The organism is Methylobacterium sp. E-016, from assembly GCF_022829745.1.
Lineage (GTDB): Bacteria > Pseudomonadota > Alphaproteobacteria > Rhizobiales > Beijerinckiaceae > Methylobacterium.
Window position 1 is genome coordinate 78663 of the sequence record NZ_JAKSYF010000172.1, and the last position, 18655, is coordinate 97317.

Here is an 18655-nt window from a genome sequence, read left to right on the forward strand (position 1 = left end):
GAAGCACGTTATGCACGGTTTGGCTGAGGCCGGGACCGAGCCGGCAAGGCAACCGCGGCATCGAGGCCGCGGGCCGATGCTGGGGTGATCAGTCGCCGGTGCCGGGGGCGGCGGAGAAATGCGCCTCGAACTTGCCGGCCACGCCGTCCCACTCCTTGGCGTCGCCGGGAGCGTCCTTCTTCTGGGTGATGTTCGGCCAGTCCTTGGCGTAGTCGGCGTTGACCTTCAGCCAGGTCTCGAGGTTCGGCTCGGTGTCCGGCTTGATCGCCTCGGCCGGACATTCCGGCTCGCAGACGCCGCAATCGATGCACTCGTCGGGATGGATGACGAGCATGTTCTCGCCTTCGTAGAAGCAGTCCACCGGGCAGACTTCCACGCAGTCCATGTACTTGCACTTGATGCAATTGTCGGTGACGACGTAGGTCATGGTGCGATTTTCGTCCTCGATCCGCGCTGGCCGCATCCGCGGTCGCCGGGGGCTCGAACGGTCTCGCGGGCGGGCGAGGACGCGTTCGGCTTGCGTGTCGACGGGCCTTGGGTCGGCCCTTGGATGGCAAGGGCTCTAGCCCCTGCCAAGGGGGCTGACAAGCGCACCCATGCCGCAACCGGCCCGCGGTGCCGGAGTGTGGCTTGTCTACACTGATTCTAGGGGCGGCTCGGGCTCGGAAACCGATCGAGCCTGCGCCGCCTCGCCGCCGGCCGACAGGTCCGCATACAATCGCCGGGCGACCTCGGCCGAGCCGCGGCGCGTCCCGAGGTCGACGACGCGCACGATGATCGTGGCGTGGGCGGCGGCCACCGTCAGCACGTCGCCGACGGCCAAGCCCTTCGCCGGCAGCGTGGTCCGGGTTCCGTTGAGGCGGACGTGGCCGTCCTCGACGAGGCGGGCGGCGAGCGAGCGGGACTTCGCCACCCGCGCGAACCACAGCCACTTGTCCAGCCGCTGCCGCCCTTCCTTCATGCGGACCGGTGATGCCTCAGCGCTTGCCGCCTTCGCCGGATTCGAGCTGCGCCTTCAGGGCGGCGAGCTTGGCGAAGGGCGAATCGGGATCGGGTGCCCGCTCGCGGCGCGGGGGGCGCGCATCCGGCCGGGGGCCGGCATGGCGCGGCTCGTCGCGCCGGTCGGGCCGGGCGCCGGGCTCGAAGCGCTCGCGGCGCGGGCCGTCGTGGCGGCGCGGACCCTCCGGGCGGCCGCCCTCGGGCCGGGGTCCGTCCGGCCGCGGCGGCCGGTCGCGGCCCTCGGCCGCATGGGGGCGCGGCCGGTCGCGACCGCCGTCCCGGCGTGGCTCGCCCTCGCGGCGCTCGCCCTGGGGCGCGCCCGGGGCGCCGTCGCGGCCGCGGCCGGCACCGCGCGGGCGGTTCGGGCGCGGGTTGGCCTGGCGCTGGTGACGCTGCAGCGTCCACACCTCGATGGTCGCCGGCTCCTCGGCGACGGTGTCGGCGAGAAGCTCGGACGCGGCCTCGGCGGGAATCGCGTCGGCCGCCGGCGCGACGGCACCCTCGCCGACCGTCGGGGCCTCGGCCGTAGCCGCCTCGGTCGCCGGCGCCTCGGCGGGCTCGGCCGCCGTCGCCTCGACGCCTGCCCTGTCCGTCGCCGGTTCGGCGACGGCCTCCTCGGCGGGCGCTGCTTCCGCAACCGGCTCCTCGGCGGCAGGCGCCGCCTCAGGCTCGTGCGTTGCCTCGGGCGCGTCGCCGTGGACGGCCTCCGCATCCGGCGCGTTCGGCTCCGCCGGGTCCGAGACGGCCTCCGAGGTCGCCGCGTCGGCGGGCGCGGCCTCGGCGACCTCGGTCTCGGAGGCCGCCTCGGGCGTGGCTTCCGCGGCGGGGGCGGCGGGCTGGACCGGCGTCGTCGACGCGGCGGGGAGCAGCGGCACCGTGATCGCCGGGCCGGGCCGGGTCTCGGCGGCGTAGCCCAGCGAGGTCAGGATCGAGGCGAAGTCCTCGCCCGAGCAGCCGACCAGCGAGGTCATGCCGACGGTGGCGACGAACCCGTCCTTGTCCGCGGTGCCGGGGGGCGGCGCGCCGGGCGTGGTGCCGGGGCGATAGGCGACCGCGGGGCGGATCAGGTCGGCGAGCCGCTCGAGGATGTCCACGCGGACGGCGCGCCCGCCGCAGACGCGGAAGCCGGCGGCGCGATAGAGCCCCTTGGCGATCTCGGGATCGACCTTGATCGAGGTGCGGCCGGAGCCGGCGAGATGCCCGATCTCGTCGAGGCCGCGCTGCTCGAGGCCGCCGTTCTGCAGGGCCCAGAGCTGGGCGGCCAGCGTCCGCGGCGCCGGCTTGAGCAGGGCCGGCAGGAACAGGTGGTAGGCGCCGAAGCGCACGCCGTGCCGGCGCAGCGCGCCGCGGCCGTCCTGGTCGAGCGTGCGCATCTCCTGCGCCACGCGGGCGCGCTCCAGCACGCCGAGCGCCTCGACGACCTGGAAGCCGATGCCCTTGGCGAGGCCCGTTAGGTCGGCGGCGGTCTCGATCTCGATCAGCGGGCCGAGCAGGCGCGTCACGTGCGCCTTCAGCCAGGCGTCGAGGCGCGCCACCACCTTCTCGCGGGCGGGGCCGGCGAGCGCCTCGTCGGCGAGCAGGCGGATCTGGGGCGCGAAGATCTTGTCGCCGGGGGCGAGCTTGGCCACCGGCGCGCCGGTCCAGCGGATCACGCCGTCGTGGCTCAGCACCAGCGAGGCGTCGGCGGCTGCGGCGAAGCGCTCGGCGCGGGCCTCGATCTCGCCGGCGAGGCCCTTCTCGGCGGCGCTGCGGAGCGTCTTGGCCTCGTGGCCCTCGGCGCTGGCATCGGGCACGAACAGGAAGCCGTGGAGGTGGCCGACATGTTGACCCTCGACGGTCACGTCACCGTCGGGGGTAATCTGGGCTTCGAGCATCGTGTTCTCTCTCAGGCGCCGCATCAGGACGCTGGTGCGCCGATCGACGAAGCGGCTCGCGAGGCGTTCGTGCAGGGCGTCGGACAGCCTGTCCTCTACCCGACGCGTCTCGCCCTGCCAATGTTCCGGATCGCGAAGCCAATCGGGGCGGTTGGCGACGAAGGTCCAGGTGCGCCCGTGGGCGATCCGGCGCGACAGGGTCTCGATGTCGCCGTCGGTGCGGTCGATCATCGCCACCTGCTCGGCGAACCAGGTGTCGGGGATGCGACCGGCCATGCCCTTCATCAGGAAGCGGTAGAGCTCGGCCACGAGGTCGGCATGCACCTGCGGGTGGACCTTGCGGTAGTCCGGCACGCCGCAGACGTCCCACAGGCGGCGCACCGCGGACTGGCTCCGCGACAGGTCGCGGATGTCGTCCTCCTTCATCAGGATCTCGAGGGCCTGCTGGTCCTCGCCCATCGGCGCCCGCGTCAGGCCGGGCTCGCTCGGATGCACGTCGAGGCTCGCCTGCAGCGCCTCGAGGGAGCCGTAGTCGAGGTCCGGGTTGCGCCATTGCAGGATGCGCAAGGGGTCGAAATCGTGGTTCTCCAGCCGCTCGATCATCTCGGGCTCGAACGGGCGGCAGCGCCCGGTCGAGCCGAAGGTGCCGTCCGAGAGGTGGCGCCCGGCGCGGCCCGCGATCTGCCCAAGCTCGGCGGGCGTCAGCTTGCGGAAGCGGGTACCGTCGTACTTCCAGGTGGCGGCGAAGGCGACGTGGTCGACGTCGAGGTTGAGGCCCATCCCGACGGCGTCGGTGGCAACGAGGTAGTCGACGTCGCCGGACTGGTAGAGCTCGACCTGCGCGTTGCGGGTGCGCGGCGAGAGCGCGCCGAGCACCACGGCGGCGCCGCCGCGCTGGCGCCGGATCAGCTCGGCGATGGCGTAGACCTCCTCGGCCGAGAACGCGACGATCGCGGTGCGCCGCGGCATCCGCCCGAGCTTCTTCTCGCCGGCATAGGTCAGCGTCGACAGGCGCGGGCGCGTGGTGGTGTGGACGTTGGGGATCAGCGCCTGCACCAGCGGCAGGATCGTCGAGGAGCCGATCAGCAGGGTCTCCTCGCGGCCGCGCTGGTTCAGCAGGCGGTCGGTGAAGACGTGGCCGCGGTCCATGTCGGCGGAGAGCTGGATCTCGTCGATCGCCACGAAGGCGACGTCGAGGTCGCGCGGCATCGCCTCGATGGTGGAGATCCAGTAGCGCGGCCGGTCCGGCTTGATCTTCTCCTCGCCGGTGACCAGCGCGACCTTGTCGACGCCGACGCGGGCCACGACCCGCAGGTAGACCTCGCGGGCGAGCAGCCGCAGCGGCAGGCCGATCATCCCGGTGGGATGGGCCAGCATGCGCTCGATCGCCAGGTGCGTCTTGCCGGTGTTGGTCGGCCCCAGCACCGCCGTGACCCCGCGCGCGCGGGCCGAGGGCGGAAGGGAGCGGCGGTGCTGGAGGATCGGAGCAATCCCTTCGGCGCTGGGAGCCGCACGGCGCGGGACGCCGGGTGGCGACGGGCCCCGCCCCGGAAGGGCGAGATCGTCAGTCGGCCGACGGCCGGCGCCGGAACGAGCGCTCATATGGGGCGCTTCCGGGCGCTCCGCCAAGGCCGTAAGCCGATCCGTCGCGATCCGGGATGCCGTAGAGCTCGATCCGCGTCGGCGGCTGCCCGGTCTCGATGTCGGCGCAGAGCGTGTCCGGCACGGCGGTGAGCGGCCCGCGCCGCCGTCCGCGACCCTCCGTCACCTCGGCGGAGGAGTAGGCGTTTCCGCCGCAGGGGCTGGCGCCGGCCTCCAGCGGCGCGGCCGCGGCCGGGCGCGGGCCGGATGCGAGCAGCGCGAAGGCCGCCAGGATCGTCGCGAGCGCGGCGCCGCGCATCCTCAGCGGCTCGCGAGGCTGCCGGTGGTGGCCGGCGCCTCGGCGGTGGCCGCGCCGCGCACCCAGCGGGTCGCCTCGATGATGTTTGTGCCCACCGTGGTGCGCACCGAGATGCGCATCGGCACCAGCATCCGCGTGCCCTCGACCGGCGCGAGCCAGACCGACATGTCGCGGTTCTCCTCCATGAAGCGCACCCCGGGCCGGTCCGGCCGGTGGCCGGCGACCGCCTGGTAGCGGGCGTTGCAGACCAGCACCGGGCCGGAATAGCCCGGCTTCTCCACCGCCCGGGTCTCGCCGTAGCTCAGGACCACGTTGAAGCGGGTCGCGCCGTCGAAGACCGGCAGCGTGCGGTTGCAATTGTCCGGGTTGGTCAGATCGCCGGAGGCCTGGGCCGGCATCAGCAGGGCGCTGGCGGGGTCCATGATCCCGCGCTTGTTGGCGGGCGTCACCGGCACGCGGTCGTCCATGTCGACCAGCGGCGGTGTGACCTCGGACTGGGTGACGTTGCCGTGGGCGAGCGCCATGCGCACGGCGATCCCCGAATTGGCGGTCCGCGTCGCGATCGAGAAGGTGTTGGGCTGCGGCGCGGCGGCGATGATCCCGGCGGAGCGGGCCGAGCCCTGGCCGCCGGTGATCGCGCCGACGAGACCGGTCAGCGTCGCCGAGACGTCGACGCGGTACTTCGCGTTCTCGAAGGTGCCGGCGAGCCGCGCAGTGCCGATCGACAGGCCGGCGAGTGCGATGCCGTAATCGACGGCGATGCTGGCGGGCGCGGCCTTGCGCTCCCGCGCCTCGGCCGGCGAGAGGGCGCCGGCGCCGAGGGCGGCGGCGAGAACGAGGCGCATCAGTGGGAAGGCGCTGCGGTGGGGGCGGGCGCTCATGGTCCGAATCGCATCCTCACGAGGTCGTCCGGGCACCGGCCCCGACGACGCGGAGCCCCGGGGCTGCCCAGGCGACGGTTATCCGAGGCGCATGGTTAACAGGCCGTTCCGCGCACGCCCAGGGCCCGTGGCCGCCGGGCCGGCGGGTCGCCTCAGGGCCGAGGCGGCGTCGCCCGCGCGAGCCTTCCCGCCTCCGCGCTTGGACCCTCGGCCGTTCCGTGCTCATATCGACCGGGCGACGGCACGCGCCGCGACGCCGGCGGCGTCGTGCGCGTCCGCAGGCGCCCCCAATCCGGGCGCCCGGTCGGGTTTTGCCTTGACGGTCCCGGGCCGTCTCGCCTATAGGCCGCCACTCAGACACGACTGCGCGAGACCTGGAACGACGTTCGGGTGGGGCCGCGCAGGCGGCGCATCCGGCCCGGGAGGGCGGGTCCGCATCGCCCAGGAACGAGACAGGATAGCGTTATCATGGCACGCCGCTGCGAACTCACCGGCAAGGCCGTTCAGGTCGGCCACCTCGTGAGCCATTCGAACCGCAAGACGAAGTGCCGGTTCCTGCCGAACCTCTGCAACGTCACGCTGACCTCGGACGCGCTGAACCGCCGCGTGCGCCTGCGCGTCACCGCGCACGCGCTCCGCTCGGTCGAGCACCGCGGCGGCCTCGACGCCTTCCTCGTGAAGGCGCACGAGGTCGAGCTGTCGCAGACGGCCAAGCTCCTCAAGCGCGAGATCCACAAGAAGCTCGGCGAGACCGCGGCTCCGGACGCCGTCGCCGCCTGAAGCGGTCGCCTCCGGGCGATGTGAGATCATGAACCGCCGCATGGACCCCCATGCCGGCGGTTTTTTCGTGCCCGCCGCGTCGTTCGCCGGCGCGCCCCTCGACGCGATCAAGGGGGCCGCCGCCGTGCTGATGGTCGGCGACCACGTCGACACCATCCTGCTCGACGGCCACGCCGTCGCCCTGTGGCGGCTCGGGCGGATCGCCTTCCCGCTGTTCTGCGTGGTGTCCGTGCTGCACATCCTGCGCGGCGCCGATCCCGGCCGCTACGGGCTGGCGCTGCTCGCCCTCGCGGTGCCGACGCAGGCGATCTACGCCGCCGCCTTCCCCTTCGGCACGACCGAGGGGTCGATCCTGTTCACCCTGGCGGCGGGCATCGCGTTCGCGACCGCGCTCGAGAGGGGACGCCCTCCGCTACGCCACGCGGCCCTGGCGCTCGGCCTCGCCGTGGTGTTCCTCGCCCCGGCGCTCGCCAAGACGGCGGTGGATTTCGGCCTGGCCGGCATCCTGCTGCCGGCGGCGATCCTTCTGGCGCTCCGCGAACCGCGCGCCTACGGCGCCTGGCTCGTCGCCGCGATCGTCGGGCTGAACTGGCACAGCTGGCACCCGCGGGGCGAGGCCGCGTCCCTCTCGGCGCTCGCCGACGCCGCGACGATCGGGATCGGCGTCCCCCTAATCCTGCTCGCCGCCCTCCGGCTGCGCGGCCGACCGCGCTTCCTGCCGCCCTACGCGCTGCAGGCGTTCTACCCGGGGCACCTCGCCGTGCTGATCGCCCTGCGGGCGCTGGCTTGAGGCGTCAGCGCCGGCGTCCGCCGGCGGCGCGCATCGGGGCGCGGCCGGCGGCATCCTCCTCGAACAGCTCGGCGAGCTTTTCCGTCATCGCGCCGCCGAGCTCCTCGGCGTCGATGATCGTGACCGCGCGACGGTAGTAGCGGGTCACGTCGTGGCCGATGCCGATGGCCAGCAGCTCCACCGGCGAGCGCTGCTCGATCTCCTCGATCATCCAGCGCAGGTGGCGCTCGAGATAGTTGCCGGCGTTGACCGACAGCGTCGAGTCGTCGACCGGCGCGCCGTCCGAGATCACCATCATGATCTTGCGCTGCTCGGGCCGGGCCAGGACGCGCTTGTGCGCCCAGTCCAGCGCCTCGCCGTCGATGTTCTCCTTGAGCAGGCCCTCGCGCATCATCAGCCCGAGATTCTTGCGCGCCCGGCGCCAGGGCGCGTCGGCGCTCTTGTAGACGATGTGGCGCAGGTCGTTGAGGCGGCCCGGCGCGTTCGGCTTGCCGGCGGCGAGCCACGCCTCGCGCGACTGGCCGCCCTTCCAGGCGCGGGTGGTGAAGCCCAGGATCTCGACCTTCACGCCGCAGCGCTCGAGGGTGCGGGCCAGGATGTCGGCGCAGGTCGCGGCGACGGTGATCGGGCGCCCCCGCATCGAGCCGGAATTGTCGAGCAGCAGCGTCACCACGGTGTCGCGGAAGTTCGTGTCCTTCTCCTGCTTGAAGGACAGCGGCTGGAACGGGTCGATGACCACGCGCACCAGGCGCGCCGGGTCGATCTGGCCTTCTTCGAGGTCGAAGTCCCAGGCGCGGTTCTGCTGCGCCAGCAGCCGGCGCTGGAGGCGGTTGGCCAGCCGCCCGACCACGCCCTGGAGATGCGACAGCTGCTTGTCGAGGTAGCTGCGCAGCCGCGCCAGCTCCTCGGCGTCGCACAGGTCCTCGGCGTGGATCACCTCGTCGAACCTCGGATTGAACACCCGGTAGTCCGGCCCGCGCAGCTCGTTGGCGACCTTCGACGGCGGCCGCCAGGATTCGGAGGCCTCCTCGGAATCCGCGTCCTCGGATTCCTCGGGAAGCTCGCCGGACGGTGCGTCGGCCGCCTCCTGCGCGCCTTCCTCGATGTCGTCGGAGGCCTCCTCCGAGGTCTCGACCTCGGCGCGGTCGCCCTGGCTCTGCTCCTCGGCATCGCCCTCGCTCGGGGTCTGCTCGTCGTCCTGGGCCTCGTTCTCGTCGTCGTTCTCATCGTCCTCGGGGTCGAACGGGGTCTCGTCGGCCATGTCGAGGGAGGAGAGCAGCTCGCGCACCGAGCGGCCGAACCCGCGCTGATCCTCGATCGAGCCGATCAGCCCGTCGAGGTTCGGGCCGGCCTTGTCCTCAATGTGCGCGCGCCACAGCTCGACGATGCGCTTGGCGGCCTCCGGCGGCTTCTGGCCGGTCAGGCGCTCGCGCACCATCAGCGCGACGGCATCCTCCATCGGCGCGTCGGCGCGGTCGGTGATGGTCTCGTACTTGCCGCCGCGGTGGTAGCGGTCCTCCAGCATCGCGGAGATGTTGGTGGCGACGCCCGACATCCGCCGCGAGCCGATCGCCTCGACGCGGGCCTGCTCGACCGCGTCGAACACCGCGCGCGCCGCGGAATTCTCAGGCGCGAGCCGGCGGTGGACGGCGATGTCGTGGCAGCCCAGGCGCAGGGCCATGGCGTCGGCGTTGCCGCGGAGCACCGCGACGTCCCCGACCGTGAGCTTGCGCGGCGGCTCGGGCAGGCGCGCCTTGTCGCCGGTCAGCGCCGGCCGGTCGGTGGCGTAGGTGACCTCGACCTCGGAGCGCTTGGCGATGGCGCGCAGGCACCCGGCGACCGAGCGCTTCAGGGGCTCGGCGACCGGCTCGCGGCGCTCGCCCGGCTTGCGGTTAGAGATGGACATGTGGGCTACCGGTCGGCGTCGAGTTCGAAGGGGCGGTTCAGGATGTCGTCCCAGGCGTAGGGATTGTCGGTGGGGAGGGTCTCGAGCGAGCGACGCATCTCGCGCGCAGCCCGAAGCCTGCCGGTCCGGAATCCGTCCGTGACCGCCTCCGCGATGCGCGACTTCAGGCCGGGGTTCTTGCGCAACTGCCTCTCGATCCGCAGGCGCTGCTCCGCGATGGTCAACGCCCAGCTCCTGCTCCGGCGTTCCGGCTGGAAGTCCCACTTCAGGGCATGGGCGAGCAGGACCTCGATCGCGCTCTCTAGCTTATCGTACTGCTCCGAACCCACGTCGCTCAGTTCCTCAGCGATGTTGTCGAGATCGAGAACCTCGACCCGGCCAGCGCGAAGGTGGGCCACTTGCTCCTGCACCCACGTGTAGAGGTCAGCTTCGTGGCGCGTACCCGCGCGCGGCGACGCGAAGCCGGCTGGCTCCGTCTCCGGGCCCGAAGCAACCTGCGCCATCGATTCCTCCATCGTCGATCAGCTCAGCGCGACGTTCATCGCGCTCTCGGGCAGCTCCTTGCCGAAGGCGCGCTGGTAGAACTCTGCGACCAGCGTCCGCTCCAGCTCGTCGCACTTGTTGAGGAAGGTGACCCGGAAGGCGAAGCCGATGTCGCGGAAGATGTCGGCGTTCTCGGCCCAGGTGATCACCGTGCGCGGGCTCATCACCGTCGAGAGGTCGCCGTTCATGAAGGCGTTGCGGGTCAGGTCGGCGACGCGGACCATGCGGCTGACGATGTCGCGGCCGGGGTCGCCCTTGTAGTGCAGCGCCTTCGACAGCACGATGTCGACCTCGCGGTCGTGCGGCAGATAGTTCAGGGTGGTGACGATCGACCAGCGGTCCATCTGGCCCTGGTTGATCTGCTGGGTGCCGTGATAGAGGCCCGAGGTGTCGCCGAGGCCCACCGTGTTGGCGGTGGCGAACAGCCGGAAGGCCGGGTGCGGGCGGATGACCCGCTTCTGGTCGAGCAGCGTCAGGCGACCGGAGAGCTCCAGCACGCGCTGGATCACGAACATCACGTCGGGCCGTCCGGCATCGTACTCGTCGAAGACCAGCGCGACGTTGTTCTGCAGCGCCCAGGGCAGGATCCCGTCCTGGAAGGCGGTGATCTGCTTGCCGTCCTGCAGCACGATCGCGTCCTTGCCGACGAGGTCGATGCGCGAGACGTGGCTGTCGAGGTTGATCCGCACGCAGGGCCAGTTCAGCCGGGCGGCGACCTGCTCGATATGGGTCGACTTGCCGGTGCCGTGATAGCCGGTGACCATGACGCGGCGGTTGCGCGCGAAGCCCGCCAGGATCGCCAGCGTCGTCTCGCGGTCGAAGATGTAGTCCGCATCGAGATCCGGCACGTGCTCGCTGGTCTCGGCGAACGCGGGAACCTCGAGGTCGATGTCGATGCCGAAGGTGGCGCGGACGGAGACGGTGCGGTCGGGGAGCATGGCGGGCTTGTCGTCAGAGAGCATACGGAACCTCGTAGGGGCGGTCTTCCGAAGGGCATCGGATCGAAAGCCGCGCGGAACTTGTCTCGGGCCTCGCCTCGCCGGCCAGTCGCTGCCGGGATGCAGGCCCTTCCTTAAACGTCGTCGCGCCGGGGCGCCACAGACGGGCCGGATCGGGTGCAAGACCCCCATATAGGCCTGCAATCGAAAATTGCCGGTCGTCCGCGCGCGAAAGCCGCCGACGACGGCGCGACGGTCGACTTTGCATCGATCGTGCCGAGCCGCCTCAGCAGAGCCCGGCCGCGCGCAGCACGTCGTGCGCCCGGATGATGTCGCGCAGGCGCTCCTCGAACGAGCGGTCGCCGCCGTTGGCGTCGGGGTGGAAGCGCTTCACCAGGGACTTGTACTGCGCCTTGATCGCGGCGGTGTCGGCGCCTTCCTCGAGGCCGAGCACGTCGAGCGCCCGTCGCACGGTCGCCGAGAGCTTCGGGCGCGCGGGCTCGGCCGGGGCCTGCCGCCCGCGGGCGCCGCCGACGCCCTCGGCGCGCAGCACGCCGAGCGGGTCGACATAGGCCCAGTCGCGCGGCGGCGCGTCGGCCGCCTTGGCGCTCGCCGGGCGGTTGACGCCCATCGCCCAGGTCGGGCGGTGGCCGATGATCGCGTCCTTCTGGAAGGCCTGGACGGCGTCGTCGTTCATGCCGTCGAAGTAGTTGTACGTGGCGTTGTAGGCCTTCACGTGGTCGATGCAGAAGTTCCAGTACTGCCCTTCGGCGCGGCGGCCCTTGGGCGCGCGGAACAGGCCCGCATGGGTGCAGCCCTCCGCCTCGCAGGTGCCGGCGGGCTTGCCGCTCGCGGTCTTCCCGCCGGCGGTCTTGCCGGCCGCGGTCTTCGGCTCGTCGCAGGTGCGCCGGATGCGGATGCTGTCGAACAGGGGCGAGTTGAGATCCATGACGGGGCGATTATGAGGGGGCGGACCCGAGACACAAGGGCGCCGGGCCTGATGACGCATGCGGGCGAACGGGCTTGACGGCCCGGCCGCTTAGTGACGCGGCTGTTCGGGTGAGACGAGGGACGGGCGGATGACCGAGACAGCGACGCTGCGGGACTGGATCGAGGGCAAGCTGGCGGCGGAACTCGCGCCCGCGCGCCTCTCGGTGGTGGATGAATCCCACCTGCATGCCGGCCATTCCGGCGCGCGGCCGGGGGGCGAGACGCACTTTCGCATCGATGTGGTCTCGGCCGCCTTCGAGGGGAAGAGCCGCGTCGACCGTCACCGCGTCGTCAACGCGCTGATGGCCGAAGCGTTCGCGCGCGGCCTCCATGCGCTGGCCGTGAAGGCGCGCACCCCGGCGGAAGCCGGCTGAGCCGGAGGGGAGGGGGCCGTGGCCCTGGTCTGCACGCCCCAGATCGCCATCGACGAGGCGGAGCTGCACGAGACCTTCGTGCGGGCGTCGGGTCCCGGCGGCCAGAACGTCAACAAGCTCTCGACCGCGGTGCAGCTGCGCTTCGACGTGCGTCGCTCCGCTGCGCTCCCGGACGCGGTCGCGGTGCGGCTGATGCGGCTCGCCGGGCGCCGGCTCACCGCCGACGGCGTCCTGGTGATCAGCGCCCAGCAGTTCCGCACGCAGGAGCGCAACCGCGCCGACGCCCGCGAGCGGCTGGCCAAGCTCGTCGCCGAAGCCGCGGTGCCCCCGGTGCCGCGCCGGGCCACGCGTCCGACCCTCGCCTCGAAGAAGCGCCGGCTCGAGGCCAAGACCCAGCGCGGCGCGACCAAGCGCCTGCGTGGGGCGCCGGTGGATTGAGCGTTTCTTTCCTCCCCCCGCAGAGGGGGGAGGGGAAGAGAGGGCGATCAGTGGATCGCGTCGATCGCCTTCGCGTCGGGGCTGGCGTCGGGGGCCGGCGAGGAGCCGGCGACCAGCGTGCTGCCGGGCTTGGCGATCGTCAGGATCACCGCGACCACGGCGAGCAGGGCGGCGAGCGCCGCCGGGAACAGGAAGGCGGTCTCGCCGTAGCGGATCTGCAGCAGGCCGCCGACGACCGCGCCGGAGGAGAGCCCGGCCCAGAGCGGCGCCTGGATCCAGAACGAGGACGCGACCGTCCCGAGGATCAGGTTGGCCATGCCGGTGCCGAAGCGGACCACCGCGCCGGTGACGTAGGTGAGCGCGATGCTGCGGCCGCCCTCGTCCTGAAGGATCGCGTTCTGCAGGCCGAGCGCCAGCACGATCGGGTAGGCGTGCAGCGGGAAGGCGAAGGTGCCCCAGGGCATCAGCAGGCCGAGCGCCAGCAGCGCGGCCTCGATCGTCAGCAGCACCGAGAGTCGCCAGCGGCCGACCCAGGCGGCGATCAGCGTCCCGAGGAAGGCGCCGAAGCAGAACACCAGGATCACCGTGACGACGCGGGCGGTGTTCTCCCAGTCGGCGTTGGCGACGGCGACGCCGAAGCGGGTGGTGTTGCCGGACATGAAAGACATGAACAGCTGCGAGAACTCGAGGAAGCCGATCGAGTCCGTCGCGCCGGCCAGGAACGCGAGCACGATCGCGAGCGGGATGCGGGTCGCCGCGCTCGCCGGGAAGGCCTTGTCCGGCGGATCGCCGGGAGCGGTCTTCTCGTTCACCATGGAATACCTCGCAAGCGTCGTGGGTCGCGCCCGCGCCCCCGCAGGAAGGCGCAGATCGTTGAACGGGTCTTGGCGGAATCGCCGGCTATAAAGGGTCGAGCACGGCCAAGGTTCAACCTGCTCATCACGGCGGCGTGTTTTTCCTCACGTTGCTGTGCGGCGCAGGGATTAAACTGCGTCACGTCTCGGGTTTGACTGCGATCACCGTTCGGCCGGGAACGTCGTGGCCGCGCTCGCGCCGGACCGCCGCCGGGCGGAGCGCGAGGTCGGCGAGGCCGGCCTGGGCCGCGGCCTTCGCGATGCAGGCATCGGCGTGGGCGTAGCGCCCGTCCGGCCCGAGCACGACGCCGGCGCCGTCGTGCGACTGCACCGTGAAGGCGACGCGCCCGCCCGGGCGCAGCACCCGCGCGATCCCGGCGAGCACGCCCTCGAGCGCGCCGACGTAGATGAAGACGTCGGCCGCGACGCAGAGGTCGGCGGAGGCCGCCGGCGCCTCGGCCAGGAACCCGTCGATCCCCGCCTCGACGAGACGGGCATAGATGCCCTTCCGCCGGGCGAGCGCCAGCATCGCCGGCGCGAGGTCGACGCCGGTGAGCCGTTCGACGCGGGGGCCGAGCGCGGCGCCCATCAGGCCGGTGCCGCAGCCGAGATCGATCGCGTCGCGGTATCGCCGGGGGCCGTCCGCATCGAGTGCCGCGCAGAGGAGCGCCGGGCCGCAATAGCCCAGGCCCTCCACGAGGTGGCGCTCGAAGCGTCCGGCATAGCCGTCGAACAGCGCGCGCAGATAGGCCGGCGACAGGACCGGCAGCGCCGCGTCGCCACCGAGGCGCGCGAGGTGGACGAGCATGCCGAGCGTGTCCTCGGGGTCGAGGTCGCGGGCGGTCTCGTAGGCGCGCAACGCCGCCTGGAACAGGCCCGGCTCGGCGGTGCCGGCCGCGGCCCCGGCGGCGTAGCGCGCCTCGCGGGCCCGCCCGAGCAGGACCCAGGCGGCGGCGAAGCGCGGGGCGCGCTCGAGCGCCTGCTCCGCCATCTCGGCGGCGCCGACGCAATCGCCCTCGGCCAGGCACGCCTCGGCATAGGCGAAGCGGCGGTCGGCCAGCAGGTCGCCGGAGCCGGTCTGGGACATGGTGGGGATCGATCCGGGTCTCGTCGGGACGACGCCCTATATCACCCCCGATCCCATCCACCGTCACCACGGGACCGATGACGCTTCGCGCCGGCGACCTTCTCACCCTCACCCGCGAGGGGCTGTACTGCCCGCTCGGGCGCTTCCACGTCGACCCGACCTGGCCGGTCGAGCGGGCGCTGATCAGCCACGGCCATGCCGACCACGCCCGGGCCGGCCACGGCAGCGTGCTGGCCACCGGCGAGACCCTGCGCATCATGGCGGTGCGCTACGGCGAGGACTTCTGCCGTGCGCGCCAGGAGGCGGCGCTCGGCGCGCCGATCCGCATCGGCGACGTGACGGTGCGGTTCGCCCCCGCCGGCCACGTGCTCGGCTCGGCGCAGATCGGGATCGAGGCCGGGGGCGTGCGCGTCGTGGTGTCGGGCGACTACAAGCGCGCGCGCGACCCGACCTGCCTGCCGTTCGAGGTGGTGCCGTGCGACGTGTTCATCACCGAGGCGACCTTCGGCCTGCCGGTGTTCCGCATGCCCGACACCGCGGCGGAGGTGCGCAAGCTCCTCGATTCCGTTGCGCTGTTCCCGGAGCGCGCCCACATCGTCGGCGCCTACGCGCTCGGCAAGGCGCAGCGGGTGATGATGCTGCTGCGCGAGGCCGGCTACGACCGGCCGATCCACCTGCACGGGGCGATGGAGAAGCTGACCGAGCTGTACAAGCGCGAGGGCTTCGCGCTCGGCGAGACCCCCAAGGTGGCGGCGGCCGACCGGGCGAGCCTGAAGGGGGCCATCGTGCTGTGCCCGCCCTCCTCGATCCAGGACGTGTGGTCGCGAAAATTCCCCGATCCCGTCACGAGCTTCGCCTCGGGCTGGATGCGGGTGCGGGCCCGCGCCCGCCAGAAGGGCGTCGAGCTGCCGCTGGTGATCTCCGACCACGCCGACTGGCCGGATCTCTGCCGCACCATCCGCGAGACGGGGGCCGGCGAGGTCTGGGTGACGCACGGGCAGGAGGACGCGCTGGTGCACTGGTGCGGAAGCCAAGGGATCAAGGCCAAGCCGCTGCACATGCTGGGCTACGGCGACGACGGCGAGGCCGAGCCGGCCGCCGGGGACGCCGCCGAAGAGGCCGCCGCGTGAACGAGTTCGCCGAGCTCCTCGACCGCCTGGCCTACGAGCCGCGCCGCAACGCCAAGCTGCGGCTGCTGCAGGATTACTTCGCCCGCACGCCCGACCCGGAGCGCGGCTACGCGCTCGCGGCGATGACCGGCACCCTGAGCTTTCGCGAGGCCAAGCCCGCGCTGATCCGCGGCCTCGTCGAGGCCCGGATCGACCCGGTGCTGTTCCGGCTCTCGCACAACTACGTCGGCGACCTCGCCGAGACGACCGCGCTGATCTGGCCGGGGCCCGTCGCGGACGCAGCGCCGGCCCCCTCTCCCGAGCGGGAGGGGGGGCCGGTCGGCGCGCCCGGCCCCGGCCACAACAACCCGCCCCCGCACGTGCCGACGCTCGCCGAGGTGGTCGAGACCCTGTCCACCATCCGCAAGGCCGACCTGCCCGGCCACCTGGCGACCTGGCTCGACGCGCTGGACGAGACCGGGCGGTGGGCGCTCCTGAAGCTCGTGACCGGGAACCTGCGCGTCGGCGTCTCGGCCCGGCTCGCCAAGACCGCGGTCGGCGCGCTCGGCGGCCACGAGGCGGACGCGGTCGAGGAGGTCTGGCACGGGCTCAGGGCGCCGTTCGAGACCCTGTTCGCCTGGGCGGAGGGGCGCGGCCCGCGGCCCGAGACCCTGAACCCGGCCCCGTTCCGGCCGCCGATGCTGTCGCACCCGATCGAGGAGGAGACCGACTTCGACAAGCTCGCCCCGGCCGACTTCTCCGGCGAGTGGAAGTGGGACGGCATCCGCGTTCAGCTCGTCGGCGGGCGCGACGCGGCGGGCGGGCAGGTGGCGCGGATCTACTCGCGCACCGGCGAGGACATCTCCGGCGCCTTTCCCGACCTCGCCGAGGCCGTCACCTTCACCGGCACGCTGGACGGCGAGCTGCTGATCCTGCGCGAGGGCCGCGTGCAGAGCTTCAACGTCCTGCAGCAGCGCCTCAACCGCAAGGCGGTGACGGGCAAGCTGACGGAGGAGTTCCCGGCCCATGTGCGCGCCTACGACCTGCTGACCGCCGACGGAGAGGACCTGCGGGCCCTCGGCTTCCTGGAGCGGCGCGCCCGGCTGGAGGCGTTCGTGGCGACGCTCGACCACGCCCGGATCGACGTGTCGCCGCTGGTGCCGTTCGCGACCTGGGACGATCTCGCGGCGGCGCGGGCCGACCCGGCCGCGGTCGGGGCGGGCGACGACGCCGACGCGATCGAGGGCGTGATGCTCAAGCGCCGCGACAGCCCGTACCTGCCCGGCCGCCCCAAGGGCCCGTGGTGGAAGTGGAAGCGCGAGCCGCATCTGGTCGACGCGGTGATGATGTACGCCCAGCGCGGGCACGGGAAGCGCTCGTCGTTCTACTCCGACTACACGTTCGGGGTGTGGCGGGACGGCGCGGGCGGCCCCGAGCTGGTGCCGGTGGGCAAAGCCTATCACGGCTTCACCGACGCCGAGCTGGCCAAGCTCGACCGCTACGTCCGCAACCACACGGTCAAGCGCTTCGGCCCGGTGCGCGAGGTCAGCTACGGGATGGAGGGCGGATTGGTGCTGGAGATCGCCTTCGAGGGCGTGCAACGCTCGACCCGGCACAAGTCGGGCGTCGCGATGCGATTCCCCCGCGTCAGCCGCATCCGCTGGGACAAGCCGGCGGCCGAGGCCGACCGGATCGATCTTCTGGAACGCATCCTGGCGCGGGGCGAGCGCGAGACGATGCCGGGCACGACCCTGGAGACGACGGAATGAAGCGCGGCACGGTGGGACCCGTCGAGACCCTGTTTTCGGGCGAGATCCGGCGGCAGGCCGGCGCGCGGCTGACGATCGCGACGCCGGGTCCGGGCTTCACCGAGTTCACGGACGCGGTTGCCGCCTTCGTGCGCGGCAGCGGCGTCCGCGACGGCGTCGCCACGGTGTTCTGCCGGCACACCTCGGCTTCGCTGACCATCCAGGAGAACGCCGACCCCGACGTGCAGGCCGACCTGATGACGGCGCTGGACGGTCTCGCCCCGCGCCACGTCGCCTACGTCCACGGCGCGGAAGGGCCGGACGACATGCCCGCCCACATCCGCACGATGGTCACCGATTCCGCGCTGACGATTCCCGTTCTGGACGGCCGCCTCGCCCTCGGCACCTGGCAGGGCGTGTACCTGATCGAGCACCGCGACCGGCCGCATCGCCGGGAGATCGTCCTGGTGGTGGCGGGGGCTTGAGGGCGGATCGCCCCGCGCGTCCGGTCTGTTCGTGCGGGGATGACCGTGCCCGCTCCGTCATTCCGGGCTCTGCTTCGCAGTCCCGGAATGACGGCGTGGGTGTGATGTCGATCGCAGGCGGCTCCGGCGATGACGTCACCATGCCGATATCGCCCCTGCCACCTCGCGCGTCCGCCAAGCTCCGGATCGGCGGCTGCGCCGAGGCCGCCTAGAGAAACTTCAGCGGGTCGGTCTCGGGCGGGGGCGGGGCGACGTCGGCGCGGTTCCACCAGCCACCGCCGAGCGCCTGGAACAGGGCCGCGGTGTCGGCGTACTGCGTCGCGCGCGCGCCGGCCGAGGTGACGAGCGCCGAAAGGTAGCCTTGCTGGGCGATCAGCACCTGGGTCGAGTTCACGGCGCCGGCCGAGAACTGCTTGCGGATCAGCTCGAGGCTCTGGCCGGTGGCCTTCTCGGCGGCCGAGGCGGCGGCGACCGCGCCGGCGTCCGCCTGCAGCGCGCGCAGCGCGTCGGCCACGTTCTGGAACGCGGCGATCACCACCGCGCGGTACTGGGCCTGGGCCTGGGTGAGCGTCTCCTCGGAGGCGCGCTGGCGGCGATAGAGCGTGCCGGCGTCGAAGATCGGCGCGGTGGCTTGGCCGAGGATGGTGAAGAACCCGGCGCCCGGGTTGGCGATCTGCGCGAGCCGCACCGCGCTCGAGCCGCCGGCGCCGGTGATCGCGAATTGCGGCAGGCGGTTCGCCACCGCGACGCCGATGCCGGCGCTGGCCTGCTGCACCAGGGCCTCGGCGGCCTTCACGTCCGGCCGCTGCTGCACCAGGCGCGAGGGCAGGCTGACGGGCACCTTCGTCGGCAGGCGCAGGGCCGCGAGGGTGAAGGTCTCGGCCACCTCCTCGCTCGGGAGCCGGCCGGCGAGCGCGGTCAGGAGGTTGCGCTGCTGCGCCAGCTGCTTCTCCAGCGGC

The 18655-nt window shown here is 72.6% G+C and carries 19 protein-coding genes; 7 read left to right on the forward strand and 12 right to left on the reverse strand.

The features are described 5' to 3' along the window. Positions 1–88: 88 nt before the first annotated feature. The 5 genes from fdxA to MKK68_RS25865 form a co-directional block, all read right to left on the reverse strand. The gene (fdxA, locus tag MKK68_RS25845) at positions 89–427 is read right to left on the reverse strand and encodes a ferredoxin FdxA (RefSeq protein ID WP_147728546.1); all 339 of its coding nucleotides are present in this window, start codon (positions 425–427) and stop codon (positions 89–91) included. 207 nt (positions 428–634) lie between these two features. Beyond that, complete coding sequence (locus tag MKK68_RS25850; protein ID WP_147728547.1) at positions 635–961, reverse strand: RNA-binding S4 domain-containing protein; 327 nt, start codon at positions 959–961, stop codon at positions 635–637. A 16-nt stretch (positions 962–977) separates the two neighbouring features. Then, on the reverse strand, positions 978–4298 hold the full coding sequence (locus MKK68_RS25855; protein WP_409567327.1) for a helicase-related protein: 3321 nt from the start codon (positions 4296–4298) through the stop codon (positions 978–980). Between the two features lie 139 nt (positions 4299–4437). Then, on the reverse strand, positions 4438–4773 hold the full coding sequence (locus MKK68_RS25860) for a hypothetical protein (protein WP_243933381.1): 336 nt from the start codon (positions 4771–4773) through the stop codon (positions 4438–4440). Between the two features lie 2 nt (positions 4774–4775). Next, the gene (locus MKK68_RS25865) at positions 4776–5654 is read right to left on the reverse strand and encodes a DUF3108 domain-containing protein (RefSeq protein ID WP_243933383.1); all 879 of its coding nucleotides are present in this window, start codon (positions 5652–5654) and stop codon (positions 4776–4778) included. Positions 5655–6122: 468 nt separating this feature from the next. Between MKK68_RS25865 and rpmB the strand changes: the two genes are divergently transcribed. After that, the gene (gene rpmB / locus MKK68_RS25870; RefSeq protein WP_147728548.1) at positions 6123–6434 is read left to right on the forward strand and encodes a 50S ribosomal protein L28; all 312 of its coding nucleotides are present in this window, start codon (positions 6123–6125) and stop codon (positions 6432–6434) included. Positions 6435–6462: 28 nt separating this feature from the next. Then, the gene (locus tag MKK68_RS25875) at positions 6463–7224 is read left to right on the forward strand and encodes a TraX family protein (protein ID WP_244033357.1); all 762 of its coding nucleotides are present in this window, start codon (positions 6463–6465) and stop codon (positions 7222–7224) included. Positions 7225–7228: 4 nt separating this feature from the next. On the opposite strand, the gene cobT is transcribed toward MKK68_RS25875, so the two are convergent. From cobT to MKK68_RS25895, 4 genes are all read right to left on the reverse strand, one after another. Beyond that, complete coding sequence (gene cobT / locus MKK68_RS25880) at positions 7229–9130, reverse strand: cobaltochelatase subunit CobT (RefSeq protein ID WP_244033358.1); 1902 nt, start codon at positions 9128–9130, stop codon at positions 7229–7231. Between the two features lie 5 nt (positions 9131–9135). Beyond that, a complete protein-coding gene (locus MKK68_RS25885) occupies positions 9136–9633 on the reverse strand; it encodes a DUF29 domain-containing protein (RefSeq protein WP_243933877.1) in 498 nt (165 codons plus the stop codon). Between the two features lie 18 nt (positions 9634–9651). After that, positions 9652–10635 (reverse strand): cobaltochelatase subunit CobS, encoded by a 984-nt coding sequence (cobS, locus tag MKK68_RS25890; protein ID WP_147728552.1) that lies wholly within the window; start codon positions 10633–10635, stop codon positions 9652–9654. Positions 10636–10897: 262 nt separating this feature from the next. Then, the gene (locus MKK68_RS25895) at positions 10898–11560 is read right to left on the reverse strand and encodes a J domain-containing protein (protein WP_147860001.1); all 663 of its coding nucleotides are present in this window, start codon (positions 11558–11560) and stop codon (positions 10898–10900) included. Positions 11561–11690: 130 nt separating this feature from the next. Between MKK68_RS25895 and MKK68_RS25900 the strand changes: the two genes are divergently transcribed. Further along, the gene (locus tag MKK68_RS25900) at positions 11691–11975 is read left to right on the forward strand and encodes a BolA family protein (RefSeq protein ID WP_147729557.1); all 285 of its coding nucleotides are present in this window, start codon (positions 11691–11693) and stop codon (positions 11973–11975) included. Between the two features lie 18 nt (positions 11976–11993). Next, complete coding sequence (gene arfB / locus MKK68_RS25905; RefSeq protein ID WP_147729556.1) at positions 11994–12413, forward strand: alternative ribosome rescue aminoacyl-tRNA hydrolase ArfB; 420 nt, start codon at positions 11994–11996, stop codon at positions 12411–12413. Between the two features lie 47 nt (positions 12414–12460). On the opposite strand, the gene MKK68_RS25910 is transcribed toward arfB, so the two are convergent. Further along, the gene (locus MKK68_RS25910) at positions 12461–13228 is read right to left on the reverse strand and encodes a YoaK family protein (protein ID WP_147729555.1); all 768 of its coding nucleotides are present in this window, start codon (positions 13226–13228) and stop codon (positions 12461–12463) included. Positions 13229–13406: 178 nt separating this feature from the next. Beyond that, on the reverse strand, positions 13407–14354 hold the full coding sequence (locus tag MKK68_RS25915) for a class I SAM-dependent DNA methyltransferase (protein WP_244033359.1): 948 nt from the start codon (positions 14352–14354) through the stop codon (positions 13407–13409). A 77-nt stretch (positions 14355–14431) separates the two neighbouring features. On the opposite strand from MKK68_RS25915, the gene MKK68_RS25920 reads away from it, so the two are divergent. The 3 genes from MKK68_RS25920 to MKK68_RS25930 are packed head-to-tail and all read left to right on the forward strand — an operon-like array spanning position 14432 to position 17696. Continuing rightward, positions 14432–15484, forward strand: coding sequence for a ligase-associated DNA damage response exonuclease (locus tag MKK68_RS25920; RefSeq protein ID WP_244033360.1), 1053 nt, complete (start codon positions 14432–14434; stop codon positions 15482–15484). Beyond that, positions 15481–17232, forward strand: a complete 1752-nt coding sequence (locus MKK68_RS25925; RefSeq protein ID WP_244033361.1) for a cisplatin damage response ATP-dependent DNA ligase — start codon at positions 15481–15483, stop codon at positions 17230–17232. The genes MKK68_RS25920 and MKK68_RS25925 overlap by 4 nt, the downstream gene beginning before the upstream one ends. Further along, positions 17229–17696: a secondary thiamine-phosphate synthase enzyme YjbQ gene (locus MKK68_RS25930; RefSeq protein ID WP_147843099.1), complete on the forward strand. Its 468-nt coding sequence runs from the start codon at positions 17229–17231 to the stop codon at positions 17694–17696. Before MKK68_RS25925 ends, MKK68_RS25930 begins: the two co-directional genes overlap by 4 nt. Before the next feature lie 208 nt (positions 17697–17904). Here the strand turns inward: MKK68_RS25930 and MKK68_RS25935 are convergent. Continuing rightward, positions 17905–18655: TolC family protein (locus MKK68_RS25935; RefSeq protein ID WP_244033362.1), on the reverse strand; the 751-nt coding region annotated here is incomplete at its 5' end.

Excerpts from the sequence above, each read along its gene's own strand:
- fdxA (WP_147728546.1), bottom strand. The coding sequence starts at position 427 with ATGACCTACGTCGTCACCGACAATTGCATCAAGTGCAAGTACATGGAC.
- MKK68_RS25850 (WP_147728547.1), bottom strand. The coding sequence starts at position 961 with ATGAAGGAAGGGCGGCAGCGGCTGGACAAGTGGCTGTGGTTCGCGCGG.
- MKK68_RS25860 (WP_243933381.1), bottom strand. The coding sequence starts at position 4,773 with ATGCGCGGCGCCGCGCTCGCGACGATCCTGGCGGCCTTCGCGCTGCTC.
- MKK68_RS25865 (WP_243933383.1), bottom strand. The coding sequence starts at position 5,654 with ATGAGCGCCCGCCCCCACCGCAGCGCCTTCCCACTGATGCGCCTCGTT.
- rpmB (WP_147728548.1), top strand. The coding sequence starts at position 6,123 with ATGGCACGCCGCTGCGAACTCACCGGCAAGGCCGTTCAGGTCGGCCAC.
- MKK68_RS25875 (WP_244033357.1), top strand. The coding sequence starts at position 6,463 with ATGAACCGCCGCATGGACCCCCATGCCGGCGGTTTTTTCGTGCCCGCC.
- cobT (WP_244033358.1), bottom strand. The coding sequence starts at position 9,130 with ATGTCCATCTCTAACCGCAAGCCGGGCGAGCGCCGCGAGCCGGTCGCC.
- MKK68_RS25885 (WP_243933877.1), bottom strand. The coding sequence starts at position 9,633 with ATGGCGCAGGTTGCTTCGGGCCCGGAGACGGAGCCAGCCGGCTTCGCG.
- cobS (WP_147728552.1), bottom strand. The coding sequence starts at position 10,635 with ATGCTCTCTGACGACAAGCCCGCCATGCTCCCCGACCGCACCGTCTCC.
- MKK68_RS25895 (WP_147860001.1), bottom strand. The coding sequence starts at position 11,560 with ATGGATCTCAACTCGCCCCTGTTCGACAGCATCCGCATCCGGCGCACC.
- MKK68_RS25900 (WP_147729557.1), top strand. The coding sequence starts at position 11,691 with ATGACCGAGACAGCGACGCTGCGGGACTGGATCGAGGGCAAGCTGGCG.
- MKK68_RS25910 (WP_147729555.1), bottom strand. The coding sequence starts at position 13,228 with ATGGTGAACGAGAAGACCGCTCCCGGCGATCCGCCGGACAAGGCCTTC.
- MKK68_RS25915 (WP_244033359.1), bottom strand. The coding sequence starts at position 14,354 with ATGTCCCAGACCGGCTCCGGCGACCTGCTGGCCGACCGCCGCTTCGCC.
- MKK68_RS25920 (WP_244033360.1), top strand. The coding sequence starts at position 14,432 with ATGACGCTTCGCGCCGGCGACCTTCTCACCCTCACCCGCGAGGGGCTG.
- MKK68_RS25930 (WP_147843099.1), top strand. The coding sequence starts at position 17,229 with ATGAAGCGCGGCACGGTGGGACCCGTCGAGACCCTGTTTTCGGGCGAG.